This is a genomic window from Brevibacterium otitidis, from assembly GCF_042429315.1.
In the GTDB taxonomy this organism is placed as follows: domain Bacteria; phylum Actinomycetota; class Actinomycetes; order Actinomycetales; family Brevibacteriaceae; genus Brevibacterium; species Brevibacterium otitidis.
The window spans coordinates 85,276-98,488 of sequence record NZ_JBHMAU010000038.1; the positions used below are offsets into that span (position 1 = coordinate 85,276).

The 13,213-nt window shown below is 68.4% G+C and carries 9 protein-coding genes and 1 riboswitch; of the genes, 4 read left to right on the forward strand and 5 right to left on the reverse strand.

What is annotated here, in order from left to right; translation table 11 throughout:
* Positions 1–22 precede the first annotated feature (22 nt).
* Positions 23–808, reverse strand: coding sequence for an AraC family transcriptional regulator (locus tag ACFFN1_RS05190; protein ID WP_376839255.1), 786 nt, complete (start codon positions 806–808; stop codon positions 23–25).
* An 89-nt stretch (positions 809–897) separates the two neighbouring features.
* Here ACFFN1_RS05190 and ACFFN1_RS05195 point away from each other — a divergent pair, with 89 nt between their 5' ends.
* Both ACFFN1_RS05195 and ACFFN1_RS05200 read left to right on the forward strand, forming a co-directional pair.
* Entirely contained in the window at positions 898–1,404 is a 507-nt protein-coding gene (locus ACFFN1_RS05195; RefSeq protein ID WP_376839257.1) for a VOC family protein, read from the forward strand.
* 40 nt (positions 1,405–1,444) lie between these two features.
* Positions 1,445–2,047 (forward strand): DUF3267 domain-containing protein, encoded by a 603-nt coding sequence (locus ACFFN1_RS05200; RefSeq protein ID WP_376839259.1) that lies wholly within the window; start codon positions 1,445–1,447, stop codon positions 2,045–2,047.
* A gap of 3 nt (positions 2,048–2,050) precedes the next feature.
* Here ACFFN1_RS05200 and ACFFN1_RS05205 read toward each other — a convergent pair whose 3' ends face one another.
* From ACFFN1_RS05205 to gcvP, 4 genes are all read right to left on the reverse strand, one after another.
* Positions 2,051–3,511 (reverse strand): L-serine ammonia-lyase, encoded by a 1,461-nt coding sequence (locus ACFFN1_RS05205; RefSeq protein WP_376839260.1) that lies wholly within the window; start codon positions 3,509–3,511, stop codon positions 2,051–2,053.
* Positions 3,512–3,688: 177 nt separating this feature from the next.
* Positions 3,689–4,087, reverse strand: coding sequence for a glycine cleavage system protein GcvH (gene gcvH / locus ACFFN1_RS05210; protein WP_376839262.1), 399 nt, complete (start codon positions 4,085–4,087; stop codon positions 3,689–3,691).
* A gap of 85 nt (positions 4,088–4,172) precedes the next feature.
* On the reverse strand, positions 4,173–5,321 hold the full coding sequence (gcvT, locus tag ACFFN1_RS05215; protein ID WP_376839263.1) for a glycine cleavage system aminomethyltransferase GcvT: 1,149 nt from the start codon (positions 5,319–5,321) through the stop codon (positions 4,173–4,175).
* A complete protein-coding gene (gcvP, locus tag ACFFN1_RS05220; RefSeq protein WP_376839265.1) occupies positions 5,318–8,344 on the reverse strand; it encodes an aminomethyl-transferring glycine dehydrogenase in 3,027 nt (1,008 codons plus the stop codon). The genes gcvT and gcvP overlap by 4 nt, the downstream gene beginning before the upstream one ends.
* 142 nt (positions 8,345–8,486) lie before the next feature.
* Positions 8,487–8,576: riboswitch (glycine riboswitch) on the reverse strand.
* A 249-nt stretch (positions 8,577–8,825) separates the two neighbouring features.
* On the opposite strand from gcvP, the gene ACFFN1_RS05225 reads away from it, so the two are divergent.
* Together ACFFN1_RS05225 and ACFFN1_RS05230 are read left to right on the forward strand one after the other, a co-directional pair.
* The gene (locus tag ACFFN1_RS05225) at positions 8,826–11,492 is read left to right on the forward strand and encodes a choice-of-anchor M domain-containing protein (protein WP_376839268.1); all 2,667 of its coding nucleotides are present in this window, start codon (positions 8,826–8,828) and stop codon (positions 11,490–11,492) included.
* 276 nt (positions 11,493–11,768) lie between these two features.
* Positions 11,769–13,163: an MBL fold metallo-hydrolase gene (locus ACFFN1_RS05230; protein ID WP_376839270.1), complete on the forward strand. Its 1,395-nt coding sequence runs from the start codon at positions 11,769–11,771 to the stop codon at positions 13,161–13,163.
* The last annotated feature ends 50 nt before the right edge of the window (positions 13,164–13,213 follow it).

Sequence of the window (13,213 nt, forward strand, 5' to 3'; positions counted from 1 at the left end):
CTCGCCTCCGCCTCGGGCCTGGTCAGCCGCCGCCGAGGCGGTGGTTACCGCTCCCGAGGCGGCGGTAAGCTCCCGGCGTCTGCCCGGTGACGGTCTTGAAGTCACGCTGGAAATGCGCTTGGTCGGCATAGCCGAGGGCTGCTGCCAGATCGGCTGATGGCTCTCCGGCGCGGATGCGCGCGGCGGCATCCTGCAGGCGCCTGCGCCGGATGAGCCACATCGGCGAATAGCCGAGCGCTTGGGCGACGAGGCGCTGCAGCCGGCGCTGCCCGATCCCGACTGCTGCGGCGAGCTGTCTGCTGGTGAGGATCTCGGGATCAGACTCGACATGGTCGACGACCGCGTTGAGCAGACGACCGTCGGCATCCGGACGCGGCAGGTGACGCTCGGCCCAGTCGATGAGCAGACCGGCCGCCGCGCCTGCGGTGCTGTCGTCGGCGTCGGCGGACATGCACGCTCGGATCTGCTCACTCACGACCGCCAGCTCTTGTCCACGATCCCGGGCCCGGCGCAGCGCTGCCCCGCACGCCGGCTGGAGCAGCAACCCGACAGCCCAGCCGTTTCCGGCGAGCTCACGAGTCGACATCGCCGGTTCGGGCGGGTGGAAGCGGGTCTCGTGCGGTTCGACGACGAGGTTGCCGCCGGGGAACTCGATGACCTGCTGGATCAGCGGCTGCCCATCCGGAAGGGACCATCTGGGCACCCACGCCCACCGCGCCCGGTCGGCCACCGCCTCGGGAACGGGGCAGCGCAGCATCGCCAGCGCCTGCGGCGTCAGGTGCCCGCGCTCATCGATGCCCGCGTTCATACGCTCATTCAACACCTGCCTGCAGCCTGTGGCGAGGTCTGTCGCGAATCTTCAAGACCGCGCGCGCCGGTCGGCGCCACGATGGGGGCATGACTGCACCAGCTTCGCCGGCCACCGGCGCACACACGACCAACGGCATCCCGCACGGGTACACCTCACTGACCCCATTCATCGTCGTCACCGACGCGGCGTCGGCCATCGACTTCTACACCCGAGTCTTCTCAGCCCGGCTCATCAGCCGCATGGATTCCCCCGACGGCAGCGTCCTGCACGCCGAGCTCGACTTCGGGCAGGGCCGCCTGCAGCTGGCCGATGCGAACCCGGACTACGGGCTCGTGCTCCCCGAGGCCGGGGACGCGGTGAGTTCGTCGCTGTGCCTCTACTGCCCCGACGCCGATGCGATCGTTGCCGCCGCCGAGGCGGCTGGTGCGACGGTGCGCGAGCCGGTCGCCGATTTCGTCTCCGGGGACCGGTACGGTTCGATCGCCGATCCGTTCGGCCGCCGCTGGGCGATCCTCACCCGCGTCGAGGACCTCTCCGATGAGGAGTCGGCCGCCCGCGTCGCCGAGTGGGCGCAGTCGATGGGCGAGGGCTGAGCCTCCGACCGGTTCACCTTCTGGGCCTTATCATCATGGGATGAGAGCTCTGGGCTCAGACGACTGCAAGGCACCGGGCCGACCTGCCCGGGAATGGATCCCCGGCCGCACAGCCGCGGCCGTCATCAACATCATCGGGGTGCTCGCGGTGCCGGCCGGCCTGACGCTGCACTTCTTCCTCTGGGCGCGCGGCCAGTCCGCCGGCGGCTGGAGCTTCGACATCGTACAGCTGCTCATCGGCATCGCGGTGACCGTGGTGCTGACCGCCATCCTGCTCGTCGTCCATGAGGCGGTGCATGCCGTGGTGATGCGGATCTTCGGTGCACGGCCGACGTTCGGGTTCACGCGGATCGGCGGGAAGATTCCGGTTGCCTACTGCATCGCACCCGGGCGGCGTTTCACCAAGAGCCAGTACGTCATCATCGCGCTGGCACCGCTCGTGCTCCTCGGCGGCGGGTGTGCGCTCATCGTGGCCGTCGTGCCGTTCGGCGGCTGGCTGGTGCTGCCGGCGGCGGTGTATCTGGCCGGCTGCGCCGGCGATGCCGCGCTGGTGTTCACCGCACTGCGGCAACCACCGGGAACCCTCATCGAGGAGCTCCCGGCGGGCCTAAAGTTCGTCAGCTTTGCCTCGGCGTCGGGCTGAGCTTCAGCATTCGACGACGTTGACGGCCAGGCCGCCGAGTGCCGTCTCCTTGTACTTGTGGCTCATGTCCTCGCCGGTGGCCTTCATCGTCGCGATGACCTCATCGAGGCTCACCCGGTGCTCACCGTCGCCGAACAGCGCCATCTTCGCCGCATTGATCGCCTTGCCGGCGGCGATCGCATTGCGTTCGATGCACGGCACCTGGACGAGACCGGCGATCGGGTCGCAGGTGAGCCCGAGGTTGTGTTCCATGGCGATCTCAGCAGCGTTCTCTACCTGCTCGGTCGTCCCGCCCATCACCTGGGCCAGCGCACCGGCAGCCATCGAGGAGGCCGAGCCGACCTCGCCCTGGCAGCCCACCTCGGCGCCGGAGATCGAGGCGTTCTCCTTGTACAGCACCCCGATCGCACCGGCGGTGAGCAGGAACTTCACGATCGCGTTCTCCCGGGCGTTCGACGAAGCCGGGGCGTCGGCCACCTCGGGAACGTAGTTGAGCGCGTAGTAGAGCACCGCCGGAACGATCCCGGCAGCGCCGTTGGTGGGGGCGGTGACGATGCGCCCGCCGGAGGCGTTCTCCTCATTGACGGCCAGCGCGATGAGGTTGACCCACTCCTGGTAGAAGTGCGGATCGCCGCTCGGGTCCTTCTCCTTGAGCTTGAGGAACCAGTCGTGGGCGCGGCGGCGCACCTTGAGCCCGCCGGGCAGATTGCCGGAGCGGTCGAGGGAGTTCATGACGCACTGGTCCATGACGTCGTAGATGTGCAGCAGTCCGCGGCGGATATCGGCCACGGAGCGGTGAACCTTCTCGTTCTCGAGCATGATCTCCCAGATCTCCAGCCCGGTCTCCCTGCTGATGCGCAGCAGGTCGGCGCCGGTGCTGAAGAGGTGCGGGATCTGCGGGCCCTCGTCGTGGGCGGCAGCCACCGCGGCGAGTTCGTCATCGGAGACGTCGTCGTCACCGGGGTGCTCACTGCGGGCTTCGGCCAGCAGCGCCTCCTCCTCGGACTGGCTGACGACGAAGCCGCCGCCGATCGAGAAGTAGGTCTCCTCCGCCAGGATCTCGCCGTCGGCGTCGCGGGCGGCGAGCTTGAGGCCGTTGGTGTGGCGTTCGAGCACCGTCAGGGGACGCTGGCGCATATCGTCGAGGCCGAAGTCGAGCTCCTTGCGGTCGCCGAGCAGGATCCGGCCGGTCTCGTGCATGCGTGCGGTGCGCTCGTCGACCTCATTGGGTTCGACGACCTCGGGCTGGCAGCCCTCCAGGCCGAGCAGGATCGCGTCGAAGGTTCCGTGTCCGGCACCAGTGGCGGCCAGGGAGCCGTAGACATCGACATCGAGAGAGGCGACATCGTCGAGGCGCTCGCCGATGAGGTCGACGAAGGTCGCGGCAGCTCGCATCGGCCCGACGGTGTGGGAGCTGGAGGGGCCGATTCCGACGGTGAACAGGTCGAACACGCTGATCGCCATGGTGACACCAACTTTCGCTCAGGGATGGGCGGAGCGCCCGGGGGCGGGTAGCACGTGCCCAGGGGTGGGGTTCCCGGCCGTTCCGGTGCCGCCGCCGATCGGGGCGGCACCGGAGGCGCGGATAGGCGGCGCTTGTGCGCCTGCCGGGTCAGAGGCGGCGCCTGTGCGCCTGCCCGGTCAGAGGCTGTTGGCCTCGGCGTAGCCGGCGGCGTCCATGACCTCGCCGACCTCGGTGGCGTCGACTTCGAACAGCCAGCCCTCGCCGTAGGGGTCGGAATTGAGCAGGCCGGGGTTGCCGTCGACGGCGTCGTTGACGGCGGTGACGGTGCCGGTCACCGGGCAGTAGAGGTCCGAGACCGACTTCGTCGACTCGACCTCACCGCAGGTCTCACCAGCGGTGACGGTGTCGCCGACCTCGGGCAGGTCGACGAAGACGACCTCGCCGAGGGCGTCGGCGGCAACGGCGGTGATGCCGATGCGCACGTTCTTGCCAGCGATGTTCTCAGCCGTGGCGTTGACCCACTCGTGTTCCTTCGAGTAGGTGAAGTCCTGCGGCAGCGGAGGCAGTTCGGCCATGATGGGTTCCTTTCAGATGGGTGCGGTTGCCTGGGTGCGATTGCCTGAGTTCAGTTGCCTGAGTGCAGTCGTCAGGGTGCGGTTGTCACTTCTCGCGGCGGTAGAAGGGCAGCTCGGTCACGGTGAAGTCGTAGGACTTCCCGCGGATGTCGACGCTGACCTGGGTGCCGGGTTCGGCCTGCTCGCGGTCGAGGTAGCCGAGCGCGATCGGGTGGCCGAGGGTCGGCGAGGGCTGACCGGAGGTGATCTCGCCGATCTCCTGCCCGTCGAGCATGACCTTCGCGCCCTGGCGGGCGGCACGGCGGCCCTCAGAGGTCAGGCCTGCGAGCACGCGCGCCGGCTGCTGGGTGAGCAGAGCTTCGAGCGCCTCACGGGCGAAGAGGTGCTCCTTGTTCTTGACGTTGAGCTCGACCATCCGGCCCAGCCCCGCATCGAGCGGAGTGCGCTCGAGGCTGAGCTCATTGCCGTACAGCGGCATGCCGGCTTCCAGGCGCAGGGAGTCGCGTGCAGCCAGGCCGCAGGGCAGCACCTCGCCGTCGACCTTCTCGGCAGCGGCGAAGAGCAGCTCCCAGATCTTCTCAGCCGCGGCATTGGGCAGGTAGAGCTCAAAGCCATCCTCCCCGGTGTAGCCGGTGCGGGCGAGCAGGATCTCCACCCCGTCGAGGGTGAGCGGCTGCCAGGCGTAGTAGCCGAGCTCATCGAGCGATCCGCCGGACTCGGCGGTGCCGGCGCCGGCGGCTTCGAGCACGGCCTGGGACTGCGGTCCCTGCACGGCGATGAGGGCGGTGCCTGCGGACTCGTCTGCCACCTCGGCGGCGGCATCCGGGACCACCTCGGTGCGGAACTCCTCTGCCCGGGCGGTCAGCGCCTCGAGGACGGCCGGGGTGTTCGAGGCATTCGGCACGACGAGGAACTCATCATCGGCGAGCCGATAGGTGATGAGGTCGTCGACGAGCCCGCCGGCGGCATCGACGAGCACGCCGTACTTGGCCTTGCCGACCTTCATCGAGGAGTACTTCGCCACCAGCGCGTAGTCGAGCAGCGCACCGGCATCGGCACCGGTGATGCGCACCTCACCCATATGGGAGAGGTCGAAGATGCCGGCAGCTTCGCGCACGGCGCGGTGCTCGGCGAGCTCGGAGCCGTACTTCAGCGGCATGTCCCAGCCACCGAAATCGGTGAACGAGGCGCCGAGGCGGGCGTGGACGTCATGCAGGGGGGTGTGCTTGGTCATGCGTTGTCACCTTTCGCATCGGCGGCATCGGCAAGCTCCGCCTCGGTGTCGGTATCGGTTTCGAAGGCTTCGGGCGGCGGGCAGGAGCAGACGAGGTTGCGGTCGCCGTAGGCGCCGTCGATGCGGCGCACCGGCGGGAAGTACTTCGTCAGCTTCAGACCCGGCACCGGGAACACGGCGGTCTCGCGCGAGTACTTGGCGTCCCAGTCGTCCATCACGCAGGTCGCGGTGTGCGGTGCGGCCGCCAGCGGCGACTCCTCATAGGTGTACTGCTCGCCGATCGCGTCGATCTCTGCGCGGATCGACTTCATCGCGGTGATGAAGCGCTCGATCTCGCCGAGGTCCTCGCTCTCGGTCGGTTCGACCATGAGGGTGCCGGCGACCGGGAAGGCCAGCGTCGGGGCGTGGAAGCCGTAGTCGATGAGCCGCTTGGCGACGTCCTCGGCGGTGACACCGGTCTGGGCGGTGAGCTCCCGCAGGTCGAGGATGCACTCATGGGCGACGAGTCCGCCCTCACCAGCGTAGAGGGTCGGGAAGTCCTCGGCCAGGGCGTGGGAGACGTAGTTGGCGCTCAGCAGCGCGGTCTTCGTCGCCTCGACGAGGCCGTCGGGGCCCATCAGCTTGAGGTAGGCCCAGGAGATCGGCAGCACGCCGGCCGAACCGTACAGCGAGGCGCTGACCGGCAGGTTGAGGCTGTCGCGCTCACCGGCGACCAGCTCAGCGGCCCGCGGGTTGCCGGGCAGGAACGGGGCGAGGTGCTCACGCACCGCCACCGGGCCGACACCCGGTCCGCCGCCGCCATGCGGGATGCAGAAGGTCTTGTGCAGGTTGAGGTGCGAGACATCGCCGCCGAACTCACCGGGCTGCGCGAGACCGCACAGCGCGTTGAGGTTGGCGCCGTCGACGTAGACCTGACCGCCGGCGTCGTGGATCTTCTGGCACACGAGGCGCACATCGGATTCGTACACGCCGTGGGTCGACGGGTAGGTGATCATGATGCCGGCGAGGGAGTCGCGGTGCTTGTCGATCTTCGCATCGAGGTCGTCGAGGTCGATCGAGCCGTCCTCAGCGGTGCCGACGACGACGACGCTCAGGCCTGCGAGCACCGCAGAGGCGGCATTGGTGCCGTGCGCTGACTGCGGGATGAGGCACACGCGGCGCTCCGGCTGGCCGTTGGACAGGTGGTAGCCGCGGATCGCAAGCAGTCCGGCCAGCTCGCCCTGGGATCCGGCATTGGGCTGGATGGAGACCTGGTCGTAGCCGGTGACCTCGACGAGCATCTGGTTGAGTTCGTCGATGAGCTCCCGCCAGCCGGCGGTCTGCTCCTCCGGGGCGAAGGGGTGGATGCTGGCGAACTCCGGCCAGGTGATGGCCTCCATCTCGACGGCGGCGTTGAGCTTCATCGTGCACGAGCCCAGCGGGATCATCGTGCGGTCGAGTGCGAGGTCGCGGTCGGCGAGCGTGCGCAGGTAGCGCATCATGAGCGTCTCGGACCCGTAGGTGTTGAACACCGGGTGGGTGAGGTAGTCACTGTCGCGGTGCAGGGCGGCGCTCCACATGGGCGCCGGCACCTGGGCGGGTCCGAAGCTGCCGTGACCGGCTCCGCCTGCCCCGGTGGTGCCCGCGCCCGAGGTGCCGAGCAGGTTCGCGTCGAGTCGCGCTTCGAGGCCGAGGGCGGCGAGCACGGCATTGGCATCGGCGGGGGTGTGGGGTTCGCCGAAGGAGACGGTGACATGCGTGTCGTCGAAGCGGCCGAGGTTGACCCCGGCGGCATCGGCAGCCGCGATCGCGGCATCGGCATCGGGCACGCGCACGGTCACGGTGTCGAAGAACTCTGCGGTCGCCACGCTCACCGCACCGGAGGCGGCTGCCGCTCCCGAGGTGCCGACCGCCTCGGCGAAGGCGGAGGCGAGGCGGTGGATGCGCGAGGCGATCTTCGCCAGCCCGACGGGGCCGTGGTAGACGGCGTACATGCCGGCGCACACGGCGAGCAGCGCCTGGGCGGTGCAGATGTTGGATGTGGCCTTCTGGCGGCGGATGTGCTGTTCGCGGGTCTGCAGGGCCAGCCGGTAGGCGGGTTTGCCGTCGGTGTCGACGGACACGCCGACGAGCCGGCCGGGCAGCATCCGCTTGAGCTTCTCGGTCACGGCCATGAAGCCGGCGTGCGGGCCGCCGAAGAACAGCGGCACACCGAAGCGCTGGGCGGAGCCGACGGCGATGTCAGCGCCCTGCGCGGCCGGTTCCTTCAGCATCGTCAGGGCCAGCAGGTCGGAGACGAAGGTGACGAGTGCGCTGCGCTCCTTGGCAGCGGCGACGGCGGCGTCGAAGCTGCGGATCACACCCGAGGTGCCCGGCTGGGAGCACACGATGCCGAACACGTCTTCGCCGACGAGGCCCTGGGACAGATCGGCGACCTGGACCTCGAAGTCCATCGCGCGGGCGCGGGCGCGGACGACGGCGATGGTCTGCGGGTGGGTCTCGGAGTCGAGGACGACGACCGAGCCCTTCCTGTTCGCCCGGCGCATGAGCAGCACCGCCTCGGCGACGGCGGTGGCCTCATCGAGCAGGGAGGCGTTGGCGATGTCGAGGCCGGTGAGGTCCTGGACGACGTTCTGGAAGTTCAGCAGCGCTTCGAGGCGGCCCTGGGAGATCTCGGGCTGGTACGGGGTGTAGGCGGTGTACCAGGCGGGGTTCTCGACGACGTTGCGGCGGATGACGGCCGGCATGATGGTGTCGTAGTAGCCCTGGCCGATCATCTGCGTGCGCATGACGTTCTTGCCGGCGAGCTCCTTGAGCCGGTCGAGGACCTGGGTTTCGGTCAGTGCCGGATCGAGACTGAGCGCCTGATCCTGGGCGATGTTCTGCGGCAGCGCGGCTGCCGCGAGCGCATCGAGGGAGTCGTAGCCGAGGGCGGCGAGCATCTGCTCGACCTGTGCGGCGCGGGGGCCGATGTGCCGGTCGGAGAACGGCCGAGGAGCGTCTCCGGCGGCGGGAGTCGTATGGGCAAGGGAACCAGTGGTCATGCTTATCCTCACGCTTGATGGTCCGTCGCGGTGACGAACACACGAGTACCGGGAGTTCCTCCCCACTCTGTCAGACCTGCGCGGGTGCGAAACCTGTGCCGGTGAGGCGGTTGCCCGCCTGCTGGTAGTCCTCCAGAGGTGCCTGCATGCTCCGGTACTGGGCCTGAGAGTTTCCCGGGGAGGGAATTGCACCTACGGCGCCGCCTGAGGGCGGCTCTCCCGAAGCATGTCGTCGCGGCTCCCACGAGTCTACACGTCTCGGCGGCGGTCTCACAGGAGCTCCTGTGAGACCGGACACCCCGCCGGGGACCCCGCCTCATGCGCATCACGCGTCCATGTATCCATCGGCATATGACGACATGACCATAGGTGAGCTGAGCCGATACCTTTCAGCTCATACTCTTCATACTCTGGCCGCGCCGACGCGGCGCAGCCGAGCTGAGCCTGGCAGAGCGCCAGGCTTCGAGCCAGAAAGCAGATCATGCGAATTCCTCTCACGCGCACGCTCCGTGCGCCCTCCAGGCGACTCCGGGTCGCCGCGGCGGCGCTGGTGGCAGCCGCCCTCATCAGCCCGGCCGCAGCAACCCTGCCGCTGACGGCCGATCCGGCTCACGCCGGGCCGAGCGACGGCATGAAGGTCGCCGCTCGCGCGCATATCGACAGCCCCCAGGTGTACTGGGATTCCGAGGCGAACGGCTTCGACCTCAAGACGAAGGTCGGTTCGAAGGCCTATGAGGCGCGAACGACCGTCAACTGGGTCGGCAAGGGGTGGAGTGCCCGCAGCGGCAAGTCCCAGTACCAGTTCACGGTGCCGAACAAGCCAGGCCTGGAGTTCCTCGGCAAGCCCGGTGAGACCTTCTATCAGGCGCCCATCCTGCCGGAGGGCAACCACCTGCCGACGTGGATCGGGTTCGGTTCCGAGGCCGGGATCCCGGCCAAGCAGTTCCGCAACGCCTCCTTCAGCCTCGATGTCCTCGACGTCGACGGGCCGGGCACCTTCGAGCTGTTCACCACCTACGAGTATCCGGAGAAGGTGTTCGTCAACCGGCTGATGTCCTCCTCGGAGAACGGCCTGCGTTCGGCCCGCCTCGTCGGCGGCGACCACACCCACAACACGACGACATTCTCCCGTCCGGGCACCTACGACATCACCTACCGGGCTGTGGCCCGCGACGACACGTCCGGGAAGATCATCGCCTCGAAGGACACGAAGTTCCGCTGGCAGGTCGGTGGACAGGAACCGGCCGCCGAGGCGAGCCCGAGTCTAGAGGACCGTTACGCCTCGGCCCCGGATGGACCGGTGCCCGGCACCTACACCTTCACCGCCGCACCCAAGGCGGACAAGGCCAAGGACGGCGACGACAAGCTCACGACGCTGACCTTCGACGCTGGCGACGCCTCGGTCACGGGCACGGCGACCGTGCTCATCAACGGCTACCACCTGACCGATATGCGCGTGGAGAAGGGCGTTGGGACGTGGGATGAGCACATCGGCCCGCGCACCTCGGACTTCCAGGTCGTCTTCACCCCCGATGGGAGCAAGCCGGGCAAGTGGATCTCACCGAAGCTCGGCTACGGTCCGGGTCAGCAGAGCACCCAGGTGGATTCCGCGCAGGGTTCGGCTGAGCTCATGGGCAAGGTCAACGACCCAGCCAATACGCGGCTGAACACCGATGACATCACGCTTGACGACCTCGGCTACGAGTTCTCGCTGACCGACAACGGCAACGGCACCTACAAGGCCCGCGTCGAGATGCATGACAAGAGCTTCCGCGGCTATGTCACCGGCGGGATGATGGAGACGCCAGACTCCAAGTACCCGACCGAGGAGTTCCAGGGCACGCTCGTCAACGGCGTGTGGGAGCACAACGAGGACGACTGGCTCATCGGCAAGCCCGATGCCGGATACACCCCGAACATCACGATCATCCCGCACGCACAGGTCCGCGCCGAAGGTGCGACGATGAAGCTCGACACACCGTACACCAAGGAGAAGGGCATCACGCACTCCGGTGAGCTGACACCGGACAAGCACCTCTCCCCCTCACCGAGCCCAACGGGCTCTCCGACGGCTGAGCCGACAGGTTCCCCGACAGCGCCGCCGACCGCCTCACCGACGGCATCACCGACCGCCTCGCCGACCGAGGATCCGACGATCCCGCCGGTGTGCACCGACGGGCGGAAGCTGCTCGATGACGGGCATGTCGATCTGAAGATGCGCCAAGCCGGATCCGGCATCGAGCTGAAGATGCATGACGACTCCGGCATCCACACCTCGGGCAAGCCGACTGAGCACGCGGTCTCCGACGTCGCCTTCGGCGTGCGCGACTCCGGTGTGGGCAAGCGCGGAGCCGATCAGGCCGATCCGGCCTTCGACTTCCTCGGCAAGCAGGGCGATATCTACTATGCGCTGCCGTTCGTGCAGAAACGCGGGCTGCTGTGGCCTGGATACAACACCCAGGAGATCGACTTCGCCAAGCTCAAGGGCCCAGTGACGCTGTCGCTAACGGATGCGAAGACGCCGGAGGGCGCGCACTTCGCGCTCGCGGAGCAGGGATCGGGCTTCGGCGGCAAGCCGGAGCTGCGCCTGCAGTCGGGCACGGACAAGACCTCATTCCCGGTCACCTTCGCCACCCACGCCCACCCGATGTGGGTGTTCACCAAGCCCGGCGCCTACGAGCTGACCTTCCAGGCCTCGGCAACGGGAGCAGACGGCAAGAAGCTGACCGGTGAGAAGCAGACGCTGCACGTGCACGTCGGCAAGGCAGCGATCGAGAAGTGCCTGGGTGCCGGAACCGAGACGGAGACGCCGTCGCCCGAACCGACGGCGGAGCCGACCGAGAGCACTAAGCCCACGGCGGATCCGAGCCAGAGCGCCGAGCCGACCGACACCGCCGACCCGTCTGAGTCGCCCAAGGCGACCGAGACCTCGGGCCCGGACGGTGACGATTCGGATCGTGACGGCTCCGGCAACGGCGGATCCGGTTCCGGTTCCAACGGCGATGCGAAGGCCGGCGGTTCGGCGGGTGGTGACTCCATCGGTGCGCTGCCGCGCACCGGCGGCAGCCTCATGGCCCTCGGGCTGGCCCTTCCGCTGCTCGGCGCCGGCGGCGCACTCCTTCTCGCCGCCCGACGCCGCAGGCGGTGATGCCGCGGCAGTGATCACCGCGGCATGACCGGATTCTCGGCCGGCAGGAGCAGACGCTTCTGCCGGCCGAGATGCATTCATCCGGCCGCCGCAAATGTCTGGTCATTACCCCTCCGGCGTCGATACACTGAGGGCAACCGGCCACGCGGCCACAGCCCTGCGGCCCCCCTCCGCAGCACATCCGGGAATACCTCTGGGGGTATCATTGTTGTGGCACAGGAAAGCGAAACCGTGATCAACCTCCGGCCCGTGCAGCGGGACGGACGAGGAGGACACATGCTCATCGAACGGATCTACGACGAGGACCTGGCGCAGGCCGCCTACTTCATCGGCTGCCAGGCCACCGGGGAGGCGATCGTCGTCGACGGCCGCCGCGACGTCGAGTTCTTCCAGGACTACGCCGAGAAGAACAACATGACGATCAAGGCCGTGACCGAAACCCACATCCACGCCGACTACCTCTCCGGCACCCGCGAACTGGCCGAGGCCACCGGCGCGAAGATGTACGTCTCCGGCGAAGGCGGCCAGGACTGGCAGTACGGCTTCGAGGCCGAGCGCCTGTACGACGGCGACACCATCACCGTCGGCAACCTCACCCTCGAGGCCGTCCACACCCCCGGCCACACCCCGGAGCACCTGAGCTTCCTGCTCACCGACGGCGGCTTCACCGATGAGCCCGGCTTCCTGCTCTCCGGCGACTTCGTCTTCGTCGGCGACCTCGGCCGGCCCGACCTGCTCGACGAGGCAGCCGGCGGCGTCGACACCCGCTTCCAGGGCGCGAAGGACCTCTTCCGCAGCCTGAAGGAGAAGTTCATGCCGCTGCCGGACTACATCCAGGTGCTGCCGGCGCACGGCTCCGGCTCGGCCTGCGGCAAGGCGCTCGGCGCCGTGCCGACGTCGACGGTCGGCTACGAGAAGGCCTTCGCCTGGTGGGCCAAACATCTGAAGAACGATGACGAGCAGGGCTTCGTCGATGAGCTGCTCGACGGCCAGCCGGACGCGCACGCCTACTTCGGGCGGATGAAGCGGGAGAACCGCGACGGCCCCAAGGTGATGGGCGGACGCCAGCCGCTGACCGAGCTCGACCTCGCACAGGTCAGCAAGGACTTCGAGGCCGGCAGGATCGTCATCGCCGACACCCGCTCACCCGATGAGGTCCGCGAGGGCACCGTCAAGGGCGCGCTCAGCATCCCGGCGAACAAGCCGGCGACCTACGGCGCCTGGTCATACAACCCCGAGGCGGAGTCGACCCCGATCGTGCTGCTGGCACCTGATGCCGCTGAAGCTCAGCGCATCTGGGATCACCTCGTGCGCGTCGGCATCGACGACGTCTCCGGCTACATCACCTCGCTCGACACCCTCGCCGACTACAAGCCAGAGGTCATCTCCCCCGCCGAGCTCGACCACACCGACTACGACCTGCTGCTCGATGTGCGCAACAAGACCGAGCACGCCGAGGGCCACATCCCCGGCTCCGCGCAGCTCAACGTCGGCCGCCTGCTGTGGAACCTCGACGAGCTGCCCGCGGACGGCACGATCGTGACCTACTGCCAGACCGGGATGCGCAACTCCGTCGCCGCCCAGGCGCTGCGCCGCGCCGGCTACGAGGTCATCGAGATCGACGGCAGCTTCGAAGGCTGGTCGAACTGGAAGCGCTCGGCCACCGCCTGACGCTCTGCCACTGCCTGATCGGCCCGCCGTCACCTGAGCAGCTCAGGTGA

Bases quoted from the DNA above. Each gene is read 5' to 3' on its own strand.
- ACFFN1_RS05200 (WP_376839259.1), top strand. From the start codon at position 1,445: ATGAGAGCTCTGGGCTCAGACGACTGCAAGGCACCGGGCCGACCTGCC.
- gcvH (WP_376839262.1), bottom strand. From the start codon at position 4,087: ATGGCCGAACTGCCTCCGCTGCCGCAGGACTTCACCTACTCGAAGGAA.
- ACFFN1_RS05225 (WP_376839268.1), top strand. From the start codon at position 8,826: ATGCGAATTCCTCTCACGCGCACGCTCCGTGCGCCCTCCAGGCGACTC.
- ACFFN1_RS05230 (WP_376839270.1), top strand. From the start codon at position 11,769: ATGCTCATCGAACGGATCTACGACGAGGACCTGGCGCAGGCCGCCTAC.
- gcvT (WP_376839263.1), bottom strand. From the start codon at position 5,321: ATGACCAAGCACACCCCCCTGCATGACGTCCACGCCCGCCTCGGCGCC.
- gcvP (WP_376839265.1), bottom strand. From the start codon at position 8,344: ATGACCACTGGTTCCCTTGCCCATACGACTCCCGCCGCCGGAGACGCT.
- ACFFN1_RS05190 (WP_376839255.1), bottom strand. From the start codon at position 808: ATGAACGCGGGCATCGATGAGCGCGGGCACCTGACGCCGCAGGCGCTG.
- ACFFN1_RS05195 (WP_376839257.1), top strand. From the start codon at position 898: ATGACTGCACCAGCTTCGCCGGCCACCGGCGCACACACGACCAACGGC.
- ACFFN1_RS05205 (WP_376839260.1), bottom strand. From the start codon at position 3,511: ATGGCGATCAGCGTGTTCGACCTGTTCACCGTCGGAATCGGCCCCTCC.